The 26,373-nt window shown below is 70.5% G+C and carries 24 protein-coding genes; 21 read left to right on the top strand and 3 right to left on the bottom strand.

Annotated elements, in window-relative coordinates; translation table 11 throughout:
- Positions 1 to 78 precede the first annotated feature (78 nt).
- From C4F17_RS30005 to lplT, 12 genes are all read left to right on the top strand, one after another.
- The gene (locus tag C4F17_RS30005; RefSeq protein WP_106938087.1) at positions 79 to 1,116 is read left to right on the top strand and encodes an ABC transporter substrate-binding protein; all 1,038 of its coding nucleotides are present in this window, start codon (positions 79 to 81) and stop codon (positions 1,114 to 1,116) included.
- Positions 1,113 to 1,643 (top strand): nucleoside deaminase, encoded by a 531-nt coding sequence (locus C4F17_RS30000; RefSeq protein ID WP_081269304.1) that lies wholly within the window; start codon positions 1,113 to 1,115, stop codon positions 1,641 to 1,643. The genes C4F17_RS30005 and C4F17_RS30000 overlap by 4 nt, the downstream gene beginning before the upstream one ends.
- Positions 1,644 to 1,667: 24 nt before the next feature.
- Positions 1,668 to 2,498, top strand: a complete 831-nt coding sequence (locus tag C4F17_RS29995; RefSeq protein WP_106938086.1) for an urease accessory protein UreD — start codon at positions 1,668 to 1,670, stop codon at positions 2,496 to 2,498.
- 204 nt (positions 2,499 to 2,702) lie between these two features.
- Positions 2,703 to 4,214 (top strand): DUF4331 domain-containing protein, encoded by a 1,512-nt coding sequence (locus C4F17_RS29990; RefSeq protein ID WP_106938085.1) that lies wholly within the window; start codon positions 2,703 to 2,705, stop codon positions 4,212 to 4,214.
- 13 nt (positions 4,215 to 4,227) lie between these two features.
- A complete protein-coding gene (locus tag C4F17_RS29985; protein ID WP_106938084.1) occupies positions 4,228 to 4,515 on the top strand; it encodes a hypothetical protein in 288 nt (95 codons plus the stop codon).
- Between the two features lie 5 nt (positions 4,516 to 4,520).
- Positions 4,521 to 5,702: a hypothetical protein gene (locus C4F17_RS29980; protein ID WP_106938083.1), complete on the top strand. Its 1,182-nt coding sequence runs from the start codon at positions 4,521 to 4,523 to the stop codon at positions 5,700 to 5,702.
- A complete protein-coding gene (locus C4F17_RS29975; RefSeq protein WP_234383167.1) occupies positions 5,689 to 6,882 on the top strand; it encodes a HupE/UreJ family protein in 1,194 nt (397 codons plus the stop codon). The genes C4F17_RS29980 and C4F17_RS29975 overlap by 14 nt, the downstream gene beginning before the upstream one ends.
- 116 nt (positions 6,883 to 6,998) lie before the next feature.
- A complete protein-coding gene (locus tag C4F17_RS29970) occupies positions 6,999 to 7,895 on the top strand; it encodes an iron-containing redox enzyme family protein (RefSeq protein WP_081269299.1) in 897 nt (298 codons plus the stop codon).
- Entirely contained in the window at positions 7,889 to 8,839 is a 951-nt protein-coding gene (locus tag C4F17_RS29965; protein WP_106938081.1) for a methyltransferase, read from the top strand. The genes C4F17_RS29970 and C4F17_RS29965 overlap by 7 nt, the downstream gene beginning before the upstream one ends.
- On the top strand, positions 8,839 to 9,933 hold the full coding sequence (locus tag C4F17_RS29960) for a hypothetical protein (RefSeq protein ID WP_106938080.1): 1,095 nt from the start codon (positions 8,839 to 8,841) through the stop codon (positions 9,931 to 9,933). Before C4F17_RS29965 ends, C4F17_RS29960 begins: the two co-directional genes overlap by 1 nt.
- A 9-nt stretch (positions 9,934 to 9,942) precedes the next feature.
- Positions 9,943 to 10,785, top strand: a complete 843-nt coding sequence (locus C4F17_RS29955) for a GNAT family N-acetyltransferase (protein WP_106938079.1) — start codon at positions 9,943 to 9,945, stop codon at positions 10,783 to 10,785.
- Positions 10,782 to 11,987, top strand: a complete 1,206-nt coding sequence (lplT, locus tag C4F17_RS29950; protein ID WP_159053777.1) for a lysophospholipid transporter LplT — start codon at positions 10,782 to 10,784, stop codon at positions 11,985 to 11,987. The genes C4F17_RS29955 and lplT overlap by 4 nt, the downstream gene beginning before the upstream one ends.
- Before the next feature lie 52 nt (positions 11,988 to 12,039).
- On the opposite strand, the gene C4F17_RS29945 is transcribed toward lplT, so the two are convergent.
- Positions 12,040 to 13,029, bottom strand: a complete 990-nt coding sequence (locus C4F17_RS29945; protein ID WP_106938077.1) for a Bug family tripartite tricarboxylate transporter substrate binding protein — start codon at positions 13,027 to 13,029, stop codon at positions 12,040 to 12,042.
- A 148-nt stretch (positions 13,030 to 13,177) separates the two neighbouring features.
- Between C4F17_RS29945 and C4F17_RS29940 the strand changes: the two genes are divergently transcribed.
- From C4F17_RS29940 to C4F17_RS29920, 5 genes are all read left to right on the top strand, one after another.
- Positions 13,178 to 13,735, top strand: coding sequence for a VOC family protein (locus C4F17_RS29940; protein WP_275892593.1), 558 nt, complete (start codon positions 13,178 to 13,180; stop codon positions 13,733 to 13,735).
- A 10-nt stretch (positions 13,736 to 13,745) separates the two neighbouring features.
- Positions 13,746 to 15,227, top strand: a complete 1,482-nt coding sequence (mhpA, locus tag C4F17_RS29935) for a bifunctional 3-(3-hydroxy-phenyl)propionate/3-hydroxycinnamic acid hydroxylase MhpA (RefSeq protein WP_234383165.1) — start codon at positions 13,746 to 13,748, stop codon at positions 15,225 to 15,227.
- Positions 15,228 to 15,245: 18 nt separating this feature from the next.
- Positions 15,246 to 15,998, top strand: a complete 753-nt coding sequence (locus C4F17_RS29930; RefSeq protein ID WP_234383163.1) for an IclR family transcriptional regulator — start codon at positions 15,246 to 15,248, stop codon at positions 15,996 to 15,998.
- Between the two features lie 49 nt (positions 15,999 to 16,047).
- Complete coding sequence (locus C4F17_RS29925; RefSeq protein WP_106938075.1) at positions 16,048 to 16,905, top strand: fumarylacetoacetate hydrolase family protein; 858 nt, start codon at positions 16,048 to 16,050, stop codon at positions 16,903 to 16,905.
- Positions 16,906 to 17,023: 118 nt separating this feature from the next.
- Complete coding sequence (locus tag C4F17_RS29920) at positions 17,024 to 18,610, top strand: GGDEF domain-containing protein (protein ID WP_234383161.1); 1,587 nt, start codon at positions 17,024 to 17,026, stop codon at positions 18,608 to 18,610.
- On the opposite strand, the gene C4F17_RS29915 is transcribed toward C4F17_RS29920, so the two are convergent.
- Positions 18,598 to 20,697, bottom strand: coding sequence for a TonB-dependent receptor (locus C4F17_RS29915; RefSeq protein ID WP_106938073.1), 2,100 nt, complete (start codon positions 20,695 to 20,697; stop codon positions 18,598 to 18,600). The genes C4F17_RS29920 and C4F17_RS29915 overlap by 13 nt on opposite strands.
- A gap of 46 nt (positions 20,698 to 20,743) precedes the next feature.
- Positions 20,744 to 21,637, bottom strand: a complete 894-nt coding sequence (locus tag C4F17_RS29910) for a LysR substrate-binding domain-containing protein (protein WP_106938072.1) — start codon at positions 21,635 to 21,637, stop codon at positions 20,744 to 20,746.
- A gap of 106 nt (positions 21,638 to 21,743) precedes the next feature.
- On the opposite strand from C4F17_RS29910, the gene C4F17_RS29905 reads away from it, so the two are divergent.
- The 4 genes from C4F17_RS29905 to metC all read left to right on the top strand — a co-directional run bounded on the left by C4F17_RS29905 (position 21,744) and on the right by metC (position 26,359).
- The gene (locus tag C4F17_RS29905) at positions 21,744 to 22,334 is read left to right on the top strand and encodes a cysteine dioxygenase family protein (RefSeq protein WP_106938071.1); all 591 of its coding nucleotides are present in this window, start codon (positions 21,744 to 21,746) and stop codon (positions 22,332 to 22,334) included.
- Between the two features lie 86 nt (positions 22,335 to 22,420).
- Positions 22,421 to 24,010, top strand: a complete 1,590-nt coding sequence (locus C4F17_RS29900; RefSeq protein WP_106938070.1) for a rhodanese-like domain-containing protein — start codon at positions 22,421 to 22,423, stop codon at positions 24,008 to 24,010.
- Positions 24,011 to 24,074: 64 nt separating this feature from the next.
- Positions 24,075 to 25,100, top strand: coding sequence for a Bug family tripartite tricarboxylate transporter substrate binding protein (locus tag C4F17_RS29895; protein ID WP_081269285.1), 1,026 nt, complete (start codon positions 24,075 to 24,077; stop codon positions 25,098 to 25,100).
- A 44-nt stretch (positions 25,101 to 25,144) separates the two neighbouring features.
- Positions 25,145 to 26,359, top strand: coding sequence for a cystathionine beta-lyase (gene metC, locus C4F17_RS29890; RefSeq protein WP_106938069.1), 1,215 nt, complete (start codon positions 25,145 to 25,147; stop codon positions 26,357 to 26,359).
- The last annotated feature ends 14 nt before the right edge of the window (positions 26,360 to 26,373 follow it).

Here is a 26,373-nt window from a genome sequence, read left to right as displayed (position 1 = left end):
CCCGCCCGGAAATTGCTCTTGAAACGCCTTCTGCCTTGCGGCGGAGGGATTCAAGACCCGAAGACTCCGAGGCCCCACATGCAACGTCGATTCTTTCTTGCGGCCGGCACCGCCGCCCTTGCCCCCATCGCCGCGCCGTCCGTGTTCGCCCAGGGCAGCACCGGCAAGCTCACCCCGCTCAAGTTCACGCTCGACTTCCGCATCAACGGGCAGACCGCGCCCTTCTTCCTTGCACTGGCCAAGGGCTACTACAGGGACGAGGGGCTCGATGTGAGCATCGACACCGGCGCGGGCTCGGTCGCCTCGATCACGCGCATTGCCAGCGGCGTGTACCAACTGGGCCTGGGCGACATCAGCTCGCTGGTCGAGTTCAACGCGCAGAACCCGGGCACACCGATGGTGCAGGCCGTCTACCAGTACTACAACCGCGCACCATTCGTGATCATCGGCCGCAAGGACCGTGGCGTCAGCGCAGATTTCAGGAGCCTCGCGGGCAAGAAGGTGGCCGCCGCGGCCGTCGAGTCGACACGGCGCGCCTGGCCGATGGTGGCGCGCAAGCAGGGCATGCGCGCCGATGCCTTCCAGTGGCAGACCACCGACTTCAGCGCGCGCGACAACGTGATGGTGCGCGGCGATGTCGATGCCGCCACCTATTTCCACGACTCGGCCGTGTCGCTGTTCGCACGCATGAAGCCGGAGGAGCTGTCGGTGCTCAAGTACGCGGACGCCGGCGTCAACCTGTACGGCAACGCGATCCTCGCCAGCAGCAACCTCGTGGCGCAGAACCCGAAGGTGGTGGCCGCCTTCCTGCGCGCGAGCAACCGCGCCATCGTCGAGACCTTTGCCAACCCGGCGCCGAGCATCGCGGCCATGCGCCAGCGCGAACCCATCCTCGACGAGAAGATCGAACTCGAGCGCTGGGGCATCACGGCGCAGTACGTGGGCGCGGCGGACACGCGCGGCCACGGGCTTGGCGATATAAAGAAACTCACGCTCGAGCAGCAGGTCGACGAAGTGGCCGATGTCTTCGGCCTCAAGGTCAAGCCCGCGTCCGACGCCATCTTCAACACTTCAATGCTCCCATCGCGCAGCGAACGCTCCCTCCCCAAGGCATGAACATCCTCAGCAGCAACAACAACACCGCCTACCCCGCCGAAACGACGCTCGACGAGCGCGACGGCCGCTACCTGCGCAAGGCCATCGTGTGGTCGCACGCGGCGCGTCGACGGGGCAACCGCCCCTTCGGCTCGGTCATCGTCTCGGCCGCCGGCGAGGTACTGGCCGAGGCCGGCAACAGCAACACCGAGACCGGCGACTGCACCGCCCATGCGGAGGTCAACGCATTGCGCGCGCTGGCAGGGCGCAACATCTCGCGCGAAGAGCTGGCAGGTGCCACGCTCTACGCCTCGGGCGAGCCCTGCGTGATGTGCGCGGGCGCGATCTTCTGGTCGAACATCGGCCGGGTGGTGTTCGGCATCGACGCCGAGCGCCTGCGCGTGTTCCGCGGCGAGCGGCAGGACCAGCGCGACGCTGAGCTGTCGTGCCGCGACGTGTTCCGCGCCTCGCCGCATCCGATCGAGTGCATCGGCCCCGCTCTCGTCGACGAAGCCAGCGCCGCGCACGACGGCGCCTGGAAGACCTGAAAGCGGGCGCACTAGACTCGCCGCATGCCCTGGCACGCCCGTCTCCATCTCGCCTACACACAAGAAGCCGCCCGCACCGTCGCCCGCTTTCGCCATGACGGCCCGCTGCGCATCCTGCAGAGCCTCTACCCCGAGGGCGACGCCGTCTGTCACAACGTGCTGGTGCACCCGCCGGGCGGGCTGGTGGGCGGCGACACGCTCGACATCGACATCGAGGCTGCCGACGGCAGCCATGGCCTGATCACCACGCCCGGTGCCTCGCGGTTCTACCGCTCCGAAGGCGAACTGGCGCTGCAGCGCACCCGCATTCGCCTGGCGGCCGGTGCGCGGCTCGAATGGCTGCCGCTCGAAGCCATCTGCTACAGCGGCTGCCGGGCCGAGAACCGCCTGAGCATCGAAGTGGCGCCCGGCGCCGAGCTGATCGGCTGGGACGTCACCGCGCTCGGCCTGCCCAACGCCGGCCAGCCCTTCGAGCGCGGCACCTACCTTCAGCACATCGAAGTGCCGGGCGTGTGGCTGGAGCGTGGCCGCATCGACGCGGCCGACCATCGGCTGCTGCAAAGCCCGCTGGGCCTGGGCGGCCACCGCTGCATGGCCTCGCTGTTCTTCGTGGCAGGTTCACCGCTGGCGCGCGCGCGCCGCGACGCGCTGCTGGCGCATGCGCGCGGCCTGCTGGAAGCCGGCCCGCTGCACGGCAGCGCCGGCGCCACCAGCCCGCATGCCGAGGTGGTCGTGCTGCGGGTGCTGGCGCCAGTGGTCGAACCCGCGATGCAGCTGCTGCGCCAGGTGTGGCAGGCATGGCGCGGCGAACTGTGGCAGTTGCCGAGCGCCACGCCGCGCATCTGGGCGACCTGAGCGCCGACGGCGCACCTGACCGCGCTCCTTCCTGACCGCGCCCGCGTGCGTCTGCACCACAACGGCGGGCTTGGCAAGCGAGCAAGCACCTAGCCGCTTCGACGCATCCAGCTGAACTTGTTGGCCGTACTCAGACAGCGCCGGCCCGCGGCCGCGCAAGTCGTCCGTGCCCATTCCAACACTTTCACTACCGAGGTGACGTCGATGAGATTGTCCAAAACGCCTGTCCAGGCCTGTGTTCTCGCGCTCAGTGCGCTCGCCGCCGTGAGCGCATTCGCCTCCAGCCACCGCGAGGCGCCCTCGATCGCGGGGATGCCCAAGCTCGACGGCACAGACTTCTACATGTTCCGCAGCTACGAGCCCAACCGCCAGGACTACGTGACGCTGATCGCCAACTACCAGCCCGACCAGGGCGCGTACGGCGGCCCCAACTACTACTCGATGGATCCGAACGGGCTGTACGAGATCCACATCGACAACACCGGCAGCGCGATGGAAGCGCTGACCTTCCAGTTCCGCTTCACCAACACGCTGCGCGACATCCAGCTGCCGATCTCGGGCAAGCAGGTCTCGATTCCGCTGGTGCAGGCCGGCCAGATCTCGGCGCCCAACCAGGCCACGAGCAACCTGCGCGAGACGTTCACGCTCACCATCGTGCGCGGCGACCGCCGCAAGGGCCAGGCCGCCGCCGTCACCAATGCCGCCAACGGCAACACCGTGTTCGACCGGCCGACCGACAACATCGGCGAGAAAACCTTCGGCGGCCCGAACGGCTATGCCGCCTATGCGGCCCAGCAGATCTACAACATCAACATCCCCGGCTGCGCCGCGGGGGGCCGCGTGTTCGCGGGCCAGCGCCAGGACCCGTTCGCGGTCGCGCTGGGCCAGGTGTTCGACCTGATCAACCTCAACCCGCTCGGCTCGACCAGCGCCTACGGCGCGGGCACGCTCGCCACGCGCAACGTCAGCACGCTGGCGCTCGAGGTGCCGATCTCCTGCCTCACCGCGGGCGGAACCGGCCCGATCATCGGCGGCTGGACCACGGCCAGCGCGCGCCAGGGCCGCCTGATCGCCAGCCCGCCCAAGAGCGGCCACGGCACCACGACGCTCAACGGCGGCGCATGGGCGCAGGTCTCCCGCCTGGGCATGCCGCTGGTCAACGAAGTGGTCATCGGCCTGAAGGACAAGGACGCGTTCAACAGCTCCAAGCCGATGGACGACGGCCAGTTCGCCACCTACGTGACCAACCCGACGCTGCCCGCGCTGATCCAGTCGCTGTACCCCAGCGCACCGGCGCCCACGAACTTCCCGCGCACCGACCTCGTCGCGGCCTTCCTGACGGGCATCGACGGCCTGAACAAGCCCGCCAACGTCAAGGCCTCGGAAATGCTGCGCCTGAACACCAGCATCGCGCCCACGGCGATGGCGAGCCAGAGCAACCTCGGCGTGGCCGGCGGCGACAACGCGGGCTTCCCGAACGGGCGACGCCCGGGCGACGACGTGGTGGACATCGAGCTGCGCGTGGCCATGGGCGCCCTGTGCGTGCTGACGGGTGCCAACGACGCGCTCAAGGTCGGGTGCAAGCCCGCCGATGCGCCGGCCGGCGGCGCGGCCATCACCGACGGCGCGCTGCAGAGCCCGTCGCAGTTCCCGGCTGCGTTCCCCTACCTGAACACCCCGCTGCCCGGCGCCGTCAACGCCGCAGCGGCACCATGAACGGGAGCACGGCATGAACCGGAACATCCATCGCATCGGCGCCGCCCTGCTGCTGGCCACCGCCCTTGCCGGCTGCGGCGGAGGCGGAGGTGGCGGCGGGGGCGGGTTCTACCCGTTCCCGATCGGCGGAAACAACCCGCCGCAGAATCCGCCGCCCGCACAGGCCGATCCCTACGACCAGTTCATCGCCTATGTGCAGGCGATGGTCGCCACCATGCTCGACACGAGCGAACCGGCGAACGTGGCGGTCTTCGACCCGCCGCCGACGTCGGAGACCAAAGAGCCGGTCGCCACGCAGTAGCCGACATGCGCCGCACCGCATCCGCGACAGCATGGGTGGCAGGCGCCGTGCTCGCGCTGGCCGCCTTTGCAACGCACGCGGTGCCGCGCGTGCCCGCCAGCGACGACGAAGTGGTGGAGACACTGCCCGTCGTCGCCGGCTGGTCGGGCGAACAACGCCGGCTGCGCCGTGAACTGGCGCAGCGGCCGAACGACGAGGCCACGGCCATCGCGGCGGCCTCCACCTACCTCGACCTCGCCCGCGAACAGGGCGACGCGCGCTACGCCGGCTACGCCATGGGCGCGCTGCAGGCCTGGGAAGCCACGCCGCCGGCCCAGATCCCACCCGCGGTGCTGGTCATGCGCGCCACGGTCGCGCAGTTCCTGCATGACTTCGACGGTGCCGAAGCCACCCTGCGGATGGCGCTCGCCAGACGCCCCAACGATGCGCAGGCGTGGATCACGCTGGCCACCATTCTTCGCGTGCGCGGGCGCTACAACGAATCGGACGCCGCCTGCCGCTCGCTCGGACGATCGGGCCCCGCCTTCTACGGCGTGGCCTGCCTCGCGGAAAACGCCGGGCTGCGCGGCAACCACGCCGACGCCCGCCAAGCCTTGCAGGCCCTGCTGGCAGACCCCGCGCTGCGCGACGCAGACAAGGCCGGCACGCGGCAGTGGCTGCTGACCAGCGTCGCCGAGGTGGAGGAACTGGCGGGCCGCCAGGCCGAAGCCGACGCCGCCTATCGCAAGGCCGTGGCGGCGCAACGCTCGGGCTACCTGCTGCTGGCCTACAGCGACTATCTGCAGCGCGCCGGGCGCCATGCCGAAATCCCGAGGCTGCTGGCCAACGAGGCGCGCAGCGACGCGGTGCTGCTGCGGCTGGCCATTGCCGGCGCCGCAGCGCGCGACAAGCGCGCCCAGGCCGAAGCCGACGAACTGCGCCAGCGCTTCGAGGCCGCCGCGCTTCGCCCCGGCACCACCGCGCTGCATGCGCGCGAGGAAGCCATGTTCGCGCTCGACGTGCAGAACGACCCGAAGCGCGCGCTCGAACTCGCGCGCCTGAACCTCAGGCTGCAGCGCGAGCCCATCGACTTCCTGGTGTTCGCGCGAGCCGCCTCGGCCGCCAACGACACCACCGCGCGCGACGAAGTGAAGGCGCTGATGCAACAGATCGGACTGAAGGATGCGCGTGTCGATGCAACGCCTTGAACGCGCCGGGCTGGCCGCGCTCGCCATGCTGATGCTGGTCGGTCTGCTCCTCGGCGCGGCGCCGGCCCACGCGCACAAGGCGAGCGATGCCTACCTGCAGTTGCAGCGCAAGGGCGACACGATCGACCTGCGCTGGGACATCGCGCTGCGCGACCTCGACGCGATGCTCGACCTGGACACCAACGCCGACCGCAAGCTCAGCTGGGGCGAGGTGCGCACGCGCCTTGCGGACATCCGCGCCTATGCGCTGGCGCGCCTGCGCCTGCAGCAGGGCCGATGCGTGCTGGCCGAAGCGCAGCCGCCGGCCGTCGAAGAGCGCATCGACGGCGCCTACCTCGTGCTGCGGCTGCAGGCGCCATGCAAGGCGGGCGCCGCGCTCGACATCGACTACCGCCTGTTCCGCGAGGTCGATCCCACGCACCGCGGCCTGTTGCGCATGGAAGCGGAAGACGCCGCCAGCGCACAGCCCACGGTGCGCTCGCTCGACCCGTCGGCCGGGCCGGTTTCGCTGCCGTGGCCCGGGAATGCCGGTGAGGCCGGCGCTGCGGGCACCGATGCGGCGGCGCAGGCCGACGGCGGTTTCTTTCGCGACGGCATCCACCACATCCTGATCGGCTACGACCACATCCTGTTCCTGATCTGCCTGCTGCTGCCCGCCGTGCTGCGCCGGCGTGCGGACGGCTGGGAGCCGGTGCTCGCATGGCGCGAAGCGGTGTGGCCGATGCTGGGCATCGTCACCATGTTCACCATCGCACACTCGATCACGCTGGCGCTCGCGGGGCTGAAGATCGTGACCATCTCGCCGCGCATCATCGAGCCCGGCATCGCCATCACCATCATGCTGGCGGCCGTCGACAACATCTACCCGGTGCTGCGCGGGCGCCGCAAGCTCTTCAGCTTCCTGTTCGGGCTGATCCACGGCTTCGGCTTCGCGGGCGCGCTGGCCGAGCTCGACCTGCCGCTGCGCGACTTCGTGATCGCATTGCTGCAGTTCAACCTGGGCGTGGAGGCCGGACAGCTGATGGTGGTGGCCGTGGTGCTCGTCGCGTTGCTGGCGCTGCGCAACTGGCAGCGCTATCCGCCGCTGGTGCTGCGCGGCGGCTCGGCGCTGGCGGTGCTGGTGGCGGCCATCTGGCTCGGCGAGCGTGTGTTCGACGTCAAGGTGCTTCCTTTTTCATAGCGCACCCATCCGCATGCCCCATCGCGGGAACGCATGTGTAGACCCCGTCTGACGGACAGCCTCCCCGCAAGAGCGCACGCTGGCCCCTTTCCTCCACCGCCCGAGAAGGATCGCCCATGTCCGCAGACGACATCACGGACCCGGCCGCGCAACGGCTGCTGCACCGGCGCCTCGCCCGTTTCAACGCCGCCCGGCTGAAGCCGGGCACTCCTTCCCCGCAGTGGCGCGAAGACCTCGCGCGCGAGCACGAACACCGGCTGCTGGAAGGCGACTTCCTCGAGGCCCTGCGCAGCCAGGTGCAGGTGGCGGCGTCCGCCGCGGCCGGCAATGCGGACCACTTCGCGAGCTGGTTCGAGACGCTGGAGCGCACCGGCCCCGGCCAGCACCACCCGCTGTTCGACTGGCTGGCGGAAGAAGCCAAGCTGGCGCAGATGCGCTGGTTCCTCACGCAGGAGGCCGCGGGCGAGGCGGGCTTCGAAGACCTGCTGGCCTTTACCCAGGTCAAGCTGCCGCCGCAGCCCAAGCTCGAGTGCGCGCGCAACTTCTGGGACGAGATGGGCCACGGCAAGCAAGGCGCCATGCACGGCCAGATGCTCGAGCAGATGGTGCGCGAACTTGACCTGCATCCGGCCATCGACACCACGGCGTGGGAGTCGCTCGCGCTGGCCAACACCATGGTGGGTCTTGCGACCTCGCGGCGCTATGCGTACCACGCCGTGGGCGCGCTCGGCGTGATCGAGCTCACCGCGCCGGGCCGTGTGAAGAAGGTGGCGGCCGGCATGCGCCGCCTGGGCCTGAGCGGCCGCGCGCGGGCCTATTTCGACCTGCATGCGGCGCTCGACGTGTCGCATGCACGCGCCTGGCTGCGCGAAGTGATCCGCCCGCTGGTCGCGGAAGACCCGGCCTGCGGGCAGTTCATCGCCGAGGGCGCGTTGATGCGGCTGGCCTGCGGGGCGCGTTGCTTCGCGCGCTATGCGGCGGAACTGCAGATCGAGGAGGCCGCCGCATGCTGAATGCCGCCGGCGTATTGCGCCAGGTGGCGGCCACGGGCTATCGCTTCACCACCGTCACCCCCCTCACCCACCAGCGCGTGCTCGCGCGACGCGGTCGTGAGCCGGGCTCGACGTTGCGCGACGTCTTCGGCTGGAACCTCCCGTTCGAAGCGGGTGCGTTGCCGCCCGCGCTGCTGGCCGGCATGGAGCAGGCCGGCATCGTGCGGCGCGATGGTTCGCTGCTGCGCAGCACCGTGCGAATCGCCAGCCTCGGCGACGACCTGTTCTTCCACTCGGCATACCCCACGGTCGAAGAGAACGCCGTGTTCTTCGGCCCCGACACCAGCCGCTTCGCGCGCTTCATCGGCCATGCCCTGCAAGCGCTCAAGCCCCGGGGCGCAGTCCCGCTGCGCGTGCTGGACATCGGCTGCGGCAGCGGTGCGGGCGGCATCGTCGCGGCGCGCGCGCTGGCCGAAGCCGGCGCGGCGGCGACGGTGGTCATGAACGACATCAACCCACTTGCGCTTCAATACACCGCCGTCAACGCGGAGGTGGCCGGCATTCCCGTGGCGCTGGCGCAGGGCGATGCACTCTCGGCGGTGCAGGGCACGTTCGACCTCATCATCTCCAACCCGCCCTACCTCGACGACGCCGCGCAGCGTGCCTACCGGCACGGCGGCGCGCGGCTCGGGCGAGCCCTGGGCGTGCGCATCGCGGCAGAGTCGCTGAAGCGTCTTGCGCCGGGCGGCCGGCTGCTGCTGTACACCGGCGTGGCCATGGTGGACGGCGAAGATCCCTTCCTGCGCGAGCTGCAACCGCTGCTCGCGGCCTCGGGCTTCGAGTGGTCGTATGCGGAGATCGACCCCGACGTGTTCGGAGAGGAACTGGAGCGGCCGGTGTACGCGCACATCGACCGCATCGCCGCGGTCGGCCTCGTCGCCCGCCGTCCGCTGGGAGACGGGTAGTGGCCGCCGAACTCGACATCGGCCCCGACGCGCGCCGCCTGTCGCAGGTGCGCGAATGCAGTTTGCTCGAACGCATGCCCAAGTGGCTCATCTGCGTGCCGCTGGTCGTGCAGTGGCTGTGGCTGTCGGTGCGCCACGGCGGCGTCACCGTGCCGTCGGCGGCCAACCCCCATCTCACGTCGGGCGGCCTGGTGGGCGAAGGCAAGCTCGAGTACTTCGACGGCATGGGCCCGCTCGCGCGCTCCTTCACCGCCGACCACTGCGCCGTGCGCAACGACGACACCGCCACCGAGCCCGCGCTGCGCCAGGCCATGGAACGCGCCGGCTTCGGTTTCCCGGTGGTCGTCAAGCCCAACCTCGGCCTGTGCGGCTACGGCGTGCGCCTGCTGCACGACATGGCCGCGCTGCGGGCCTACCTCGCGGTGTTCCCGCGCGACGAGACGGTGGTACTGCAGCGCTACCTGCCGCAGGAGGGCGAAGCCGGCATCTTCTACGCGCGCGATCCGGTGACGGAAGAGGGCCGCATCATCGGCCTGGCGCTGCGCTACTTCCCGCGCGTGACCGGCGACGGCCGCAGCACCGTGGGCGAGCTCATCGCGGCCGACACGCGCGCGCGCCGCATCGCGCGTTCGCCGCGCCACGAATGCCGCGTGCCGCTTGCGAGCGTGCCCGCCGCCGGGCAGCACGTGCGGCTGGCCACCATCGGCTCGACCCGCGTCGGCGGGCTTTACCGCAACGGCGCGGCGCTGGCCACGCCGGAGCTCGCGCGCGCCGTCGATGCCATCGCGCGCGACATGCCCGCATTTCACTTCGGCCGCTTCGACGTGCGCTTCGACAGCCTGCGCGAGCTGGCCGCCGGTCGCGGCTTCACCATCATGGAGATCAACGGCGCGGGCTCCGAAGCCATCGAGGCCTGGGACCCCGACATCGGCGTGCTGCAGGGCTTTCGCATGGTCTTCGCGAAGCAGCGGCTGCTGTTCGCCATCGGCGCCGCGCAGCGCAGGAACGGCGTGCGGCCCATCGGGCTGCTGGCGCTGGCACGGCTCAACCGGCGGCAGAACCGCCTGGTCGAGCGGTACCCGCCTTCCAACTGAGAGATCAGCATGCAGACGGAAACCATCGCCCCGCACGCTTTTCAGATCCACCGGCCCGCCGCGCACGCACCCGTGCTGGAAACGCGCTGGGCCGACTGCGAGGAAGACCTGCGCGACGCCCAGCGGCTTCGCTTTCGCGTGTTCGCGCAGGAAATGGGCGCGCACCTGGCACCGCCCGAAGGCACGCCCCCCGGGCTGGACGCCGACCGCTTCGATCCCTTCTGCGACCACCTGCTGGTGCGCGCCATCGACCCGGAGCACGGCCCCGGCCCGCTCATCGGCACCTACCGCGTGCTGACGCCCGATGCGGCGCGGCGCGCGGGCGGCTTCTACACCGACACGGAGTTCGACCTGACCCCGCTCATGCCGCTGCGCGGCCGCGCGCTGGAGCTGGGCCGCTCGTGCGTGGATGCCGAGTGGCGCTCGGGCAGCGTCATCATGGCGCTGTGGACGGCACTCGGGCAGTACATGGTCGAGCACCGGCTCGACACCATGATCGGCTGCGCCAGCATCGGCATGGAAGACCACGGCCTGGCCGCCGCGCGGCTGTGGCACCGGCTGTGCCGCACGCACCTGGTCGAACAGCGCTGGCGTGTCGAGCCGCGCATCGCGCTGCCGCTGGACACCGACCTGGAGGCCGATGCCCGCAGCGACGCCGCCGCGCCCGCCGCGCCGCCGCTCATCAAGGGCTACCTGCGCTGCGGTGCCCGCCTGCTCGGGCCGCCCGCGCTCGACGCGGCCTTCAACACCGCCGACCTCCCGCTGATGCTGCGGCTGGACGACATCGCGCCGCGCTACCGCCAGCACTTCTTTGGCGTGACTTCCGGCGTGCCTTGCGGCGTGTCCACGTGAGGCTGGCCGCACGCCCGCGGCGCGCGCTAGCCTCCGTGGTGGGGGCGCAGTTCCTGAGCTCGCTGGCCGACAACGCACTGCTGATCGTCGCCATCGACCTGCTCATGCAGCAGCACGCGCCGGGCTGGATGACGCCGGCGCTGCGGGTGTTCTTCTACGTCTCTTACGTGCTGCTGGCCGCCTTCGCGGGCGCGGTCGCCGATGCCGCGCCCAAGGACCGGGTGCTGATGGCCACCAACCTCGTCAAGCTCGGCGGCTGCGGCCTGCTGCTGTGGCACGTGCAGCCGCTGGTGGCCTATGCGCTGGTCGGCCTGGGCGCGGCCGCCTATTCGCCGGCCAAGTACGGCATCCTGCCGGAGCTGCTGCCGCAGGATGCGCTGGTGGGCGCCAACGGCTGGATCGAGGCGACCACGGTGCTGTCGATCCTGTTCGGCGTGGCGCTCGGCAGCTCGCTGGTCGGCAGCAGCCAGGCGCTGGTGGCCATTGGCGCGGTGTACCTGCTGGCCGCGGCGTGCACGCTGGCGATTCCGCACAACCCGGCACGCGATCGCGCGGCGCTGGCGCATCCGGGCCTCCTGCTGCGGGACTTCAGGCATTCGCTGGGGCTGCTGTGGCGCGACCCCGACGCACGCATCTCGCTGGCAGTCACCAGCCTGTTCTGGGCCGCCTCCGCCACGCTGCAGTTCATGGTGCTGCGCTTCGCCGCCGAACGGCTGGGGCTGAAGCTGTCGCAAGGGGCGCTGCTGCAGATCGCGGTGGCCATCGGCATGGCACTGGGTGCGCTGGGCGCATCGCGCTGGTTTCCACTGCCGCGCGCCCGGCGCGCGCTGCCGCTGGGCGTGGTGCTCGGTGCCACGGTGCTGCTGATGACCCTGGTCACGCAACCCATCGTCGCGGCCGTGCTGCTGGTGGCGATCGGCGCGCTCGCGGGCCTGCTGCTGGTGCCGATGAACGCGCTGCTGCAAAGCCGCGGCCTGCTGCGCATGAACCCGGGCCAGTCGATCGCGGTGCAGAACTTCAACGAAAGCCTGGCCTCCCTGGCCATGCTGGGGGTCTACGGCGCGCTGCTCTACTTCGATGCGCCGCTGCTGCCCACGCTGGCGGGGTTCGGCGGCTTCCTGGTGCTGGCCATGGCCGGCATCACCGTCTGGTCGTGCCGACTGGGGCCGGCGAGCGATGCGCTGGCGGCGCAGAACGTATAGCCCGCGAAGAGGGCACCCGGAGGTGCCTCCTCGTTCGATGGCCGGCCGCGCGTCAGTCGAGCTTGATGTTGGCCTGCCTGATCACCTGGCCCCACATCTGGCGATCGTCATGGATGAACGCGGCGAACTCCGCCTGTGAGTTGCAGCGCAGCTCACCGCCGTAGTCGCGCCACTTCTTCGCCAGTTCTTCGGACTGACAGGCCTTCTGCATGGCGGCGCTGAGCTTCTCCAGGATGGGCTTGGGCGTGCCGGCCGGCGCGAGGATGCCCTGCCAGGCGATGGGCGCGTAGTCCGGCAGGCCCGCCTCGGCGAAGGTCGGCACTTCGGGGAAGCTCGGATGCCGCTTGCTGCCTGTGATGGCCAGCAGCTTCAGCCGGCCGGCGCGGATGCTTCCGGCCGCAGCGGGCAGGCCGTCGAACATGGCCTGCACCTGTCCGGCGATCAGATCGGTGTAGGGGCTGGTGCTGTTGTAGGGCACGAGGTTGGTCTTCACGCCCGCGACGTTGTTGAACCACACGGCCGACAGGTGCGAATAGCTGCCGATGCCCGCCGTCGCGACCGCCACTGAATCGGGCCTGGCCTTGAGTGCCGCGATGAGCGCGCGCGCATCCTTCGCCTCGACGCCGGGCGTGGCGATGAGGCCGGTGTTCAGCACGCCCAGCAGGCTGACGGGCGCGAAATCCTTCTCGGCGTTGAACGGCAGCTTCGCGTACAGGTGCGGCACCACCGACAGCGAACTGGTCGTGCCGATGTACAGCGAGTAGCCATCGGCCGGCGCCTTGGCGGCCACTTCGGTGCCGATGATGTTCGAGGCACCAGGCCGGTTTTCCACGAAGAAGGTCTGGCCCAGGATCTTCGTGAGCTCGGCGGCGATCTCGCGCGCATTCGCGTCGGGCCCGCTGCCCGCGGGAAAGGGGGCAATGATGCGCACCGCCTTGCTCGGGTAATCCGCCTGCGCCGCCGCGCCGCCGGCCACTGCGCCGGCCGAGGCCATCACGCCGAGGGCCATCCAGCGGCGGACCGTCATCTTCAGAACTCTCATCGGTTTGTCTCCTGTTGATCTTGCGTGCCGTTTGCACGAGGTCGAATGATAGATAAATAAGTTGTATTGTCAAAATACGATAATCTCAATATCATTTCTTCAACGCAGAGCCGGATACCGGCCCGCTTTATCGCCAGGAGACATTGAATTGACCGAAAGCAGCCCATCGAACCTGCAGTTCAGCCACATCGGCCTGTACGTGAGCGACCTCCCGCGCATGGCGCGCTTCTACCGCCAGGCCCTGCGCTTCACGCAGACCGACGCGGGCGACCTGGGTGCGGTGCAGCTGGTGTTCCTGAGCCGGGACCCGCGTGAGCACCACCAGTTGGTGCTCGCCACCGGCCGGCCGGCCGATGCGGGCTTCAACGTGGTCAACCAGATCTCCTTCCGGGTGCCCGACATCGCCACGCTGCGCCAGTTCCACGACCGGCTGCTGGCCGAGGGCGCGAGCGACATGCACCCGGTGACGCACGGCAACGCGGTGTCGGTGTATTGCCGCGATCCCGAGGGCAACCGGCTCGAGCTCTTCATGGACACGCCCTGGTACTGCGAGCAGCCGCTGCGCGAACCGGTCGACCTGTCCCAGTCCGACGAGGTCATCCTTGGGCGTGCGGAAGCCATCGCCAGGCGGTTTCCGAAGTTCATGAGCCGCGCCGAGTGGCAGGCCGAGGTGGCGCGCCGCATGGAAGAAGACCAGCGTGGCTGAGCCGCGGCACATGCACGACGTCGCGATCGTCGGACTCGGCCCCACCGGCGCCACGCTGGCCAACCTGCTGGGCGCGGCGGGGCTGTCGGTGGTGGTGCTCGAGCGGGAAGCCGGCGTGTTCCCGCTGCCGCGCGCGATCCACTTCGACGGCGAGGTGCTGCGCATCCTGCAGGGCGCGGGACTGCGCGAGCAGGCCCTGGCCATCGCGCGCCCCGGTGAGCAGGGCATGCACTTCGTCAACGGCGCGGGCGAGACCATGCTGATACGCGGCGGCAGCGCCGCGCTCGGGCCGCACGGCTGCGCCAACAACTACTACTTTCACCAACCCGAGCTCGAGGCCGTGTTGCGCGAAGGCCTGGCGCGCTTTCGCAATGTGCAGGTGCGGCTGTGCAGCGAGGTGACCGGCGTCTCGCAGGACGCGGACGGCGCCACCCTGGCCGTGCGCGAAACCGGCAGCGGCCGGGCGTCCGCCGTGCGCGCGCGCTACGTCATCGGCTGCGACGGCGCGCGCTCGCCGGTGCGACGGCACATGGGCAGCGCGATGCTCGACCTCGGGCTGCGCCAGCCGTGGCTGGTGTTCGACGTGGTGCTCACCCAGCCGGTCGACCTGCCCACGCACACGGTGCAGCACTGCGACCCGGCACGACCCATGACCTATTGCAACGTGGTCGGCGACCGTCGGCGCTGGGAGATCATGGTGCTGCCCGGCGACGACCGCGAAGCGCTGGTGCAGCCCGCATCGTTGTGGCGGCTGGTTGCGCCGTGGGTGCGGCCCGACCAGGCGTGGCTGGAACGCGCGGCCATCTACACCTTCCATTCCGTCATTGCGCAGGGCTGGCGCCGCGGCCGGCTGCTGCTGGCGGGCGATGCCTGCCACCAGACGCCGCCCTTCCTCGGCCAGGGCATGTGCGCGGGCATCCGCGACGCGGCCAACCTCGCATGGAAACTCGAAGCGGTGCTGGCGCGTCAGGCCCCCGATGCGCTGCTCGACACGTACGAGTCGGAACGCGCACCGCATGTGCGCGCGCTCATCGAGCTGGCGGTGCGGCTGGGCAACATCATCCAGACCACCGACCCGGCGCTGGCCGCCGAGCGCGACGCGAGGTTCCGCGCAGGCCGCCCGGAGATCTTCGAGCTGCCGCCGCAGGTGCTGGGCGAAGGCGCCTTCGACGCGCAGCCCGGCTCGCCCGCGGGCCGGCCGTTTCCGCAGCCGCGCCTTTGCGACGGACGGCTGCTCGACGACCTGCTGGGTCGCCGCAGCGCGGTCATCGGCCAACCCGCCGCGCTCGCGGCCGCCGCTCCCGCCACCGTCGAGCGTTGGCGACGCGCCGACGCGATGGTCATCGACCAGCCCGACGCGCCGCTGCGCGACTGGCTCGACGCGCAGGAAGCGCAAGCGGTGATACTGCGGCCCGACCGATATATCGTCGGCGTCGCGCGCACGGGGCTCGATCTGGATCGCATCTCGCAACACCTCCCCGTCGCGCCATGACATCCTGGAGGAAATCGCGTGCCGGAAAAATCCCTGTCCAGCCTGGGCCGCATGCTGGGCGTTCTCGACCTGTTCGACGACACGCACCTGACACGCACGGCGGACGACATCTCGGCCGCGCTCGACGTGTCGCTGCCCACGGGCTACCGCTACGTGCGGCTGCTGCTGGAGGCCGGCCTGCTGCAGCGCGTGGAGGATTCGCACTACGCGCTGGGGCCGCGCATCATCCTGCTCGACCACTACATCCGCAAGGCGGACCCGGTGCTGCGCGAAGGCATTCCGGTGATGCGCGAGCTGGTGGCGGCCACCGGCTTCGACTGCGTCGCTTCGGGCCTGTTCGGCATGCAGGTGCTCGACACGCACCGCGAGATGGGCGGTGCGCCGCCCGCGCTGGCCTACGGACGCGGCAGGCCGCGTCCGCTGTTCCAGGGCGGCGCGCCCAAGGTGCTGCTGGCCACGTTCGCGCCGGCGCAGTTGCGCAAGGTCTTCGACGCCCGCCACGACGAGCTGGTGCGCTGCGGGCTGCCCGCCGAGTGGAGCGAGTTCCGCCGCTACTACGCGGCGATCCGCAAGGCGGGCCACTACATCTCGATCGGCGAGCTCGAGCCGCAGCTCGCGGCCGTCGCCGCGCCGATCCTGAAGGCCGATGGAGGCGCGTGGGGCGCCATCTCGCTGGTCTTCGACACCTCGCGCCTGTCGATCGTCGATCTCGACAAGATGGTTCACCTGATCACCGAGGGCGCTTCGCGCATTGGAGGTCGCCTGGCGTAAATCCGTTTCCACAACCACCACGTGCCCTCGCGGGCCTCACGGACAGACCATGAAACTCATCAGCTACCAACACAACGGCATCGACAGCTACGGTGCGGTGACAGGGGAGCGCGCGGACCGCGTTGCCGACCTGCGCGGCATCTTCGGCAGCCGCGCGACGGACCTGAAGGCGCTGATCGCCGCCGGCCTGCTGGACGAAGCCGCCGCCGCCATCGCCAAGGCCGACGCCACGCTCCCGCTGAGCGAGGTGCAGTTGCTGCCCGTGATCCCCAACCCCGGCAAGATCGTTTGCGTGGGACTCAACTACGGCGAGCACGTGCGCGAGACCGGCCGCGAGATCACCGAGAAGCCCACGCTCTTCCTGCGCGTGGCCGAGTCGCAGGTGGCGCACGGCGAAGATATCGTGCTGCCGCCCGAGTCGAGCAAGCTCGACTACGAGGGCGAGATCGCCATCGTCATCGGCCGGGGCGGACGGCGCATCGCCGAGGCCGATGCGTGGAACCACATCGCCGGCTACGCCTGCTACAACGACGGCAGCATCCGAGACTGGCAGACCGCGACCCCGCAGTGGACGGCCGGCAAGAACTTCTGGCGCACCGGTGGTTTCGGTCCGTGGATGGTCACGCGCGACGAGATCGCCGACGGCCAGGTCATGACGCTGGTCACGCGGCTCAACGGCCAGGAGATGCAACGCACCACCACCGACAAGCTGATCCACGGCATTCCCCGGCAGATTGCGCACATCTCCGCCTTCATGCCGCTGGCCGCGGGCGACGTGATCGTCACCGGCACGCCCGGCGGCGTGGGCGCCAAGCGCACGCCACCCGTGTGGATGAAGGCGGGAGACAGTGTCGAGGTGGAGGTCGACGCGATCGGCGTCTTGCGCAACGGTGTGCGCATGGAGTGACACGCCTCGCCGGGCAGGAGCCCGGGCCGATCGGTCGCGGCGGCGCAGAAGGTTCGGGTAAAAGATGAAGTAATTCGTTTACAGTCCGCAACATCCGCTCCACGACGCCACCGCCCGAGTGAACCTCAGAAAATCTGCCAACAGTCTGGTTGTTCGCCTGCTCGTGATGGGTCTGCTGATGGCCATGCTGGGGACCGCCGCCAGTTACACCCAGCTCACCCGCTTCCTGCGGGAAGACCTCACCCGGTCGGTGGCGGTGCAGCAGACGGCCCTAGCCGATTACGTGGCACGCGATGTCGACAACTACCTGGGCGAGCGCCTCTCGTTCCTCGAGCGCCTGGCGGCCACGCTGCCGCCCGAGCTCCTGGCCCGGCCCGAGCGGCTGCGGGCCTGGCTGGAAGAACGCAGCACCCTCAGCGCCCTCTTCCCGATCGGCCTGAAGGTTGCCGACGCCACCGGCAGGCGTCTCGATGGCGCGGGCCAACTCACAACGGACGATCCGGAATTCGAGGCCGCGCGCCACGGGCAGCCGGCGCTGGGCCGGGCCCGGGCAGCCGCCTCCGGGCACTCGGTGCTGCCCATGGCCGTCCCGCTGCGTGACGCCGCCGGCCGGGTGAGCGCCGTGCTGCTGGGCACCGCGGACCTCTCGGCCGACGGCCTGCTCGACCACCTGCAGCGCGGGCGCGTGGGCCAGGACGGGGGCATCCTGGTGGTGTCGCCGCGCGACCGGATCTTCGTGGCCTCCACGGACGTCGGCATGTCGCTCACGCCCACCCCGCCCGAGGGCGTGAATCCCCTGCACGACCGGGCCATGGCCGGCTACCGCGGCAGCGGAACGACCCGCAACGCCAGGGGCATCGAGGAAATCTCCGCCATCGCGTCGGTGCCGACCAGCGGCTGGTTCGTGGTGGCGCGGCTGCCGGTGGCGCAGGCATTGGCGCCGGTGGGGCGCATGCAGACCTTCATCCTGCAGCAGCGCGCGCCCGCGGTGGCGGCGGTGCTGGTCGTGATCGGCCTGATCATGGCCTGGCTGCTGCGCCCGCTGCTGCGCGCCGCCGACCAGGCCGACCGGATGACGCGCGGCGAACTCGCGCTCGCACCGCTGCGGGTGGTGCGCAACGACGAGATCGGCCACCTGACCCAGGCATTCAACCGGCTGCTGGCCAAGCTGCAGGACAACCAGGAGGCGCTGGCCCGCCTGGCCCATCACGACACGCTGACCGGCCTGCCCAACCGCAAGCTGCTGGACGACCGGCTCCTGCAGGCGCTGGCGCGCGCCAGGCGGCATTCGCACCGGGTGGCCGTGCTCTATCTCGATCTCGACGGCTTCAAGATGCTCAACGACACCCTCGGCCACGAGGCGGGCGACCAGGCCCTCCGGGAAATCGCGCGCCGGCTGCAGGCGCTGGTGCGTCAGACCGACACGGTGGCGCGCATCGGCGGCGACGAATTCGTGCTGCTGGCCGCCGACATCGAAGGGCCCGCGGACCAGAACGCCCTGGCGCTGGCGCGGCGATGCGTCGAGGCGATCGCCCGGCCGCTGCAGTTGGCGCGGTCACCGATCGTGATCGGCGCGTCGGTCGGCATCGCCCTGGGCAGCGGCGGTGAAACCCCGCAGGACCTGCTGTCCACCGCCGACAAGGCGATGTACCGGGCCAAGCAGAACGGGCGCGGCCACTGTGTCGCGGCCGCTCAGAACGTGTAGCGCGCGCTGACCCGCACGCTGCGCGGCTCCATCGGGTGGATGTGCCGGTCGTTGACGCCGCCGCCGCAGGTGCCGCCCGCCACCTCGCCCGCGGTGCACGAGGCGTAGTAGTACTCGATGTCGTTGCCCTTGCGGCCCGCCAGGTTGAACACGTCGAGCCCCAGCGTCAGGCGCTTGTCGACCGCATAGCGCGCGCCGAAGTTCAGCAGCGTGGCCGCGCGCGAGCGCACGCTGTTCAGCGTGTCGAGCGCGCGCGGCCCCATGTAGCGCAGCCGCAGCGATGCGGTCCAGGGGCCTTCGGCGTAGGTGATGCCGGCCGCCAGCACGCGCTCGACGGCGTTGTCGATGTAGTTGCCCTCGCCTTCGGGCGCCGCGCCCTTGAAGCGGGCGCGCGACACGGCGGCGTCCACCTCCAGGCGCCAGGCGCGGTCGAACTTCCAGCGCAGCGTGGCTTCGAGCCCGCGCCGCGTGCTCGCGCGCCCCGGCTCGGTGGTGCCCGCGTCGCCGACATAGACCAGCTCCGAAGCCAGGCCGAGCTTCCACAGCGCCACCGTGGCGGTGAGGTCTTCGTCGGGCTGGAAGCGCCAGCCGATTTCCGCGCCGCGGCCCTTCACCAGCGCGGGCACGCGGTCGGCCGGCAGGCCGCTGCGCGGGTCGGCGGCGATGACGGCGCCGCGCACGTCGTTGCTGTGGAAGCCCACGCCCGCGTTCAGATAGAACTCGTGCGCCGGCGTGGGCGAGAAGGCCAGGCCGAACTTGGGGCTCAGCTGCGAATCGTGGCCCTTGCCGCTGTTGAGCGGGCCATACACCGGCTCTCGGCCCTGCACGTTGTAGCGCAGCGCGTCGCCGCGCAGGCCCACGTAGCCGCGCCACCGGTCGCTGAAGTTGACGAGCTGCTGCCCATACACGGAGAACAGGTCCTGCGAGACCTTGTCGTTGCGCACGGTGCCCAGGCGCTGGCGCGCCTCGGTGTCGTAGAGGCCGACCTCGCCGATGCGGTCGCCGCGCCACTGCGCGCCGAAGCTCAGCAGTCCGTCGAGCCCGGCGATCTTGTTGGCCATCGCGTGCGAGCCCTGCGCGCCGAAGATGCGGCGGCGGTCGGTCTGCTCGAACTGGTCGCCGTTGACCGGGTTGTTGAGGAAGTAGGTGAAATCGGAAAACAGGTCGAAGCGGTAGTCGATGGCGTAGGCGCTGAACTCGGTGTCGCCGCCCGGGCCTTTGTCGAACCACTTGCCCGACAGGCTGATGCGCTGGGTCTTGCCGCCGTCGGTCGGGTTCAGGCTGCCGAAGCGCGGCAGCTCGCCGCTGTCGATCAGCCGCTCGGGCACCTGGTCGGTCGAGGTCCATTGGCTCTTGTAGGCCATGGCGGTAACGCTGAAGCCGCGCGTCTGCGAGCCCTGCGAATAGCGCAGCACGGCGTTGGTCTTCCTGAGGTTCTCGGGCACGTTCCAGGGGCCGTTGTTGCCTTCGAGTTCGATGGCGCCGAGCCAGGTCTGGTCCTGCACGGTGCGCGAGCCCGCGGCCAGCAGGCGGCGAAAGCCGTGCGAGCCCACTGTCACTTCGGCAAAGGGCGACTCGAGCGCGCTGAAATAGTCGAGCGACGCGCTGCCCGCGAGCGAGAAGTCGCCGCTCTGCGCGAAGTAGGGCCCCTTGCGGTAGCGCACGCCCGACACCAGCTCGGGCATCAGGAAGTTGAGGTCGGCATACCCCTGGCCATGGCCGTGCGTGGGCATGTTCACCGGCATGCCGTCGACCGTCACCGCAAAGTCGGTGCCGTGGTCGAGGTTGAAGCCGCGCAGGAAGTACTGGTTGGCCTTGCCGTCACCCGAATGCTGCGTGGCGACCACGCCGGGCACCGCCTCGACGATGTCGCCGGGCCGCAGCTTGGGCCTGGACTGGAACGACTCGCGCTCGACCGCGCCCTCGCTCGCGCTGTCGGCCGTGCCGATGGCCGCATCGCGCGGGCCGACGATCTGGATTTCCGGCAGATGGCTCTGCTGCTGCGCGCAGGCCGCCGCGCTGCCGAACAGCGCACCGAGCAGCCACGGCCGCGGGAGGCGCGAAGCCGCGCGAGATGAGAAGTTCATGAATGCCCTTGTCTCCGACCGATGTTGTTGCACGCAAGCACATCGGTTACGCGGCGAAACCCTTGCTGGATTCGTCGGCGGGCGGCAGCCGCAGGTGTTTCTTCAGCGTCTCGAACACCTGCCGCGTGACCGGGTTCACCACGTGGCTGCGCACGTAGAGGTGGTAGGCCAGGTCGGGCAGGCGCGGCATGCCGTCGCCCGCGCCCAGCACGCGCAGGCCCGCGTCGAGCTGCTCCACGCCGCGTGCCGTCACCCCCAGCCCCGCGCGCAGCGCGGCCTTGATGCCGATCAGGCTCGACGAGGTGTAGCGCGGCGTCCAGGCCACGCCCGCCGCGTCGAGCGCCTCGTGGCCGATGCGCCGGAAGATGCTGGGTCCGTCGGCCATGATGAGCGGCACCGGCTTCGCCGGGTCGTGCACGTAGCTCGCGGCGCACAGCCACACGGTGGGCGAGTTGCGCAGCACCACGCCTTCGAACTGCGACTGCTCGTCCGCGCGGTTGGAGATGATCATGTCGACCTCGCCGCTCTTGAGCGAGGTCATCAGGTAGGGGCTGCGGCCGATGTGGATGTCCAGCTGCAGCAGCGGCGAGGTGCGCGCCACCTCGGTCAGCAGCAGCGGCAGCATGGTCTCGGCCACGTCGTGCGGCGCGCCGATGCGCAGGTTGCCTTCCAGCTGGCCCTGGCGCAGGCTGCGCAGCGCTTCGTCGTTCAGCGCCAGCATGTGGTGCGCGTAGGTGAGCAGCCGCTCGCCGTGCCCCGTCAGCCGCTTCTGGCGCCCCTGCTTCACGAACAGCGGATGGCCGATCTGCTCTTCCAGCCGCTGCATCTGCTGCGTCACGGCCGACTGCGTGCGCTCCAGGTGGACGGCCGCCGCCGCGAAGCTGTGGTGGCTGACCACGGCGGCGAAGGAGCGCAGGAGTTCAAGGTCAAGCGTGGGCATGCATCAATTTTATTAATGTGTTTCTTGCGCCGCCTGGATTGTTGCGTCACGCCGCCGTCACTACAGTGAATGCACACCAAACAGGCAACCCCACTGGAGAAACCGAATGAGCACCCCGTCCGAGCAACGCAAGCAGGCCGTCGCCGCGTCCATCGCCACCATGAAGAAAGCCATTGGCGGCGCTGAAGCGACCCGGGAAACGCTCGACACGGTGCTCGCCTCCCTGCAGGACCTGGCCGCGCATACCGAGTACTGGGGCGCCGCCGACTTTCCGGCGCCCGAGGCCGGCGAGCACCAGGCGCGCTACCTCATTGCCGAAGACCCGGACCATAGCTATGCGCTCTACCTGAACGTCATGCGCCCGGGCAAGAAGATCGTGCCGCACAACCACACGACCTGGGCCTGCATCGCGGCCGTGGAAGGCACCGAGCACAACCGCGTGTACGCGCGCACCGACGACGGCAGCGTGCCCGGCGTGGGCAAGCTCGAGGAAACCGCGCTCGTGGTGGTCGCGCCGGGCCGGGGCATCGCGCTGATGCCCGAGGACATCCATTCGGTGGAGATCCAGGGCGAGCAGGTGATCCGCCACCTGCACATGTACGGCCGCGCACTGGAAACGCTGAACAGCCGCACCGCCTACGACCTGGCGGCGGGCACGTACCAGACCATGGGCATCGGCGTGCAGACGCGCCGCTGAGGCGCCCCCTCCAACCTTCTTTTTTCTTCATGCGGGCCGCGCACAGCGGCCTCGCAGGACCTCGTTCGTCCCAACGACTTGCCCCCATGACCTCCTTCATCGACCCGAAGACCCTCAAGACCTGGCTGCACGACGGCCGCGAGATCGCGCTGCTCGACGTGCGCGAGCACGGCCAGTACGGCGAGGCGCACCTGTTCTACGGCATTCCCCTGCCCTTCAGCCGGCTGGAACTCGACGCGCCGCGCCTGGTGCCGCGCCGCGGCGTCCGCGTGGTGGTCTACGACGAAGGCGACACCGACGTGGCCGAGCGCGCCGCCGCGCGACTGGCCGCGCTCGGCTACGGCGCCGTGCATGTGCTGCAGGGTGGCGCCCGTGCCTGGAAGGCCGCGGGCCATGTGCTCTTCGCGGGCGTCAACCTGCCCTCCAAGACCTTCGGCGAACTGGCCGAGGAGGCCTATCACACGCCGCGCGTCAGCGCCGGCCAGCTCGCCGAGATGCTGGCGCGCAAGGACAAGGTGGTGGTGCTCGACGGCCGCCCCGTCAGCGAGTTCCACAAGATGAACATCCCCGGCGCCACCTGCTGCCCCAACGGCGAGCTGGCCTATCGCGTGCGCCAGCTGGTGCCCGACACCACCACGCCCATCGTCATCAACTGCGCGGGCCGCACCCGCAGCATCATCGGCGCGCAGACGCTCATCAACCTGGGCCTGCCGAACCCGGTCTACGCGCTGGAGAACGGCACGCAGGGCTGGTACCTCGGCGACCATGTGCTGGAGCACGGCGGCACGCGCCGCTATGCCGACGACAGCGGCAACACCGACCTGCGCCCCGCGGCCCAGGCGCTGGCCGCCCGCTTCGGCGTGCCCACCGTGAATGCGCAGACCGTGCGCGAGTGGGCCGGCGATGCGCAGCGCAGCCTGTTCCTGTGCGACGTGCGCACGCCCGAGGAATTCGCGGCCGGCAGCCTGCCCGGCGCGCAGCACACGCCCGGCGGCCAGCTGATGCAGGCCGGCGACCAGTATTTCGGCGTGCGCAACGCGCGCCTCGTGCTGTTCGACGACGACGGCGTGCGCGCGCCGACCGTCGCGAGCTGGCTGCGCCAGATGGGGCATGACGCGAGCGTGCTCGAAGGCGGGCTGGCAAGCGGACTGTCGCTGGCACCCGCCGACGCGCCGGCCGCGCCTGTGCTGGCCGCCATCGACGCGCGGACGCTCGCCGCGCGGCTCGAGCAAGACGACGTCGCGCTGGTCGACCTGCGCGGCAGCATGCAGTTTCGCGCCGGCCACATCCCGCAGGCGCGCTGGTCGATCCGCCCGCGCCTGGCCCGCGACCTCCAGCACGAGCCGCGCCAGCTCGTGCTGGTGGCCGACGACGCATCGCTCGCGGCCTGGGCCGCCGCATCCGAACTCGCGGGCCGCGCTCCCGCGCCGCTGCTGCTCGCAGGCGGGATGGCCGCATGGCGCGCCGCCGGCCTGCCGGTCGAGGCCACGCCCGCGCTGCCCGCCGACGCGGACTGCATCGACTACCTGTTCTTCGTGCACGACCGCCACGACGGCAACAAGGAAGCCGCGCGCCGCTACCTCGCATGGGAGACCGGCCTCGTCGCGCAGCTCGATGCGCAGGAGCGCGCCGCCTTCCGGCTGCCACCCGCCGCCGCGCCGCACGCCCAGGGCTGACGCCCGCCTTTCCCCGCCGCCCTTTCTGTTCGTCCTTGTCCGTTCCTATTCCAGGAGTCCTGTCATGTCGTTCGCCAGCCGCATCCCGCATCTTGTCCGTCTCGCCGGTGTCACGGCGCTTGCCGCCTGGCTCGCGGCATCCGCCCTGCAGCCCGCTGCCGCCGCAGCCGAAACGCTGGCGCCGCGCAACGGATTTCCGTCGCAGACGATCCGCTTCGTGTCGCCCTTCCCGCCCGGCGGCGGCAACGACGCGACGGCGCGCCTGGTGACCACGCGCCTGCCGGAAGTCATGGGCCAGGCCGCGGTGGTCGACAACCGCGGCGGCGCGGGCGGCAACATCGGCGCCAAGGCCGTCGCCGAGGCCAGGCCCGACGGCTACACCGTGCTCACCTCGCAGGTGTCGATCATGGCGGTGAACCCCTCGCTCTACGCATCGCCCGGCTTCGACCCGGTCAAGAACTTCATCCCGATCACGCAGATCAACGCCGCGCCGCTCGCGCTCGTGGTGGACGCCAACTCGCCGCTCAAGAGCTTTGCAGACCTCGCCGCCAAGGCCAAGGCCAGCCCCGGCAAGGTGACCTACGCCACGCCCGGCAACGGCACCCTGTCGCACCTCGTCGGCGTGGTGCTGTCGAAGGACAACGGCATCGCCATGACCCACGTGCCCTACAAGGGCGCCGGCCCGGCCCTGACCGACCTGCTCGGCGGACAGGTCGACATCCTGGTCACCTCCACCTCGTCGGTGGCGGGGATGGTGCAGAACGGCAAGCTGCGCGTGCTGGCCGTCACCAGCCCGCGCCGCATCGGCGTGTTCGCCAAGGCGCCGACGCTGGAAGAACTGGGCTACGCCGGCGCGCGCTTCGAGGACTGGTACGGCTTCTTCGCCCCGGCCGGCACACCGCCCGAACGCGTGGCCTACCTGAACGAAGCCATCGTGCGCACCCTGCACCTGCCCGAAGTGGCCAAGCTCGTCACCGACGGCGGCAGCGAGGTGGTGGCCAGCACGCCCGAAGCCTTCGCGGCGCAGCTGCGCCAGGACATCGAACGCTGGTCGCGCATCGTCAAGCTTTCCGGTGCCAAGGCGGATTGACGCAACATAGCGGCCTGCCGCCCACTTTCGCCCTTCATCGAACCATGTCCGCTTCGCACCACGACGACCCCGCCGGCCAGTCCCTCGACACCCGGCTCACGCGCACCGGCAAGACGCCTTCGTATGCCGGCGGCGCCCCCGTCAACACGCCGCTGGTGCGCGCCAGCACCGTGCTGTTCGACAGCGTGGGCGCGATGCGCGACGCCCGCGCGCGGCGCGACGAGGAACGCGTCTTCAGCTACGGCGCGCGCGGCACCCCCACCACCTTCGCGCTCGAAGACGCGGTGAGCGAACTCGAAGGCGCCTACCGCACGCGGCTCTTTCCCACGGGCCTCGCCGCCATCGGCATGGTGCTGCTGTCATACCTGAAGCCGGGCGACCACGTGCTCATGTCGGACAGCGTGTACGAACCCACGCGCAACCTCGTGACTTCGTTCCTCGCGCCCTACGGCATCCGCAGCAGCTTCTTCGCGGCGGACGGCAGCGGCATCGAGGAACTGTTCGAAGCCGATACCCGGCTGGTGTACGCCGAATGCCCCGGCTCGCTGGTCTACGAGATGTGCGACCTGCCCCGGCTCGCGGCGCTGGCCCATGCGCGCGGCGCGCTGCTGGCGGCGGACAACACCTGGGGGTCGGGCCTGCAGTACCGCCCGCTCGCGCTGGGCGCGGACATCTCGACGATGGCCGCGACCAAGTACCTCGGCGGCCACTCCGACGTGATGATGGGCACGGTCGCGACCACCGAGGCCGCATGGCGCCCGCTCAATGAGCGCTGCGACGCCTTCGGCATGACCGTGAGCCCCGACGACGCCTGGCTGGTGCTGCGCGGCATGCGCACCCTGTCGGCGCGGCTGCAGGTGCACGAGCGCCATGCGCTCGACGTGGCGCACTGGCTCGAGGCCAGGCCCGAGGTGGCGACGGTGTTCTGCCCCGCGCTGCCGCAGCACCCGGGGCACCACCTCTGGAAGCGCGACTGCAAGGGCACCAACGGGCTGCTGTCGATCGAACTGCAGCCGGGCATCGGCAACGCGGCGGTCGAGCGCTTCGTCGACGCGCTCACGCTCTTCGGGCGCGGCTCTTCATGGGGCGGCTACGAGAGCCTCGTGGCCTGGACCAACATGCGGGCGGCACGCAGCGTGACCGACTGGAGCGGGCGCGGCGCGGTCGTGCGGCTGCACATCGGGCTGGAGTCGCCGGCCGACCTCACGGCCGACCTGGCGCGCGGCTTCGCGGCGCTGAACGCGCAAGCCCCCGGCTGAACGCCCGTTGCGCG

It is taken from the genome of Variovorax sp. PMC12 (genome assembly GCF_003019815.1).
Lineage (GTDB): Bacteria > Pseudomonadota > Gammaproteobacteria > Burkholderiales > Burkholderiaceae_C > Variovorax.
The sequence above is the reverse complement of the archived record's forward strand: the minus strand, read 5'-3'. Positions and strand labels throughout refer to the sequence as shown.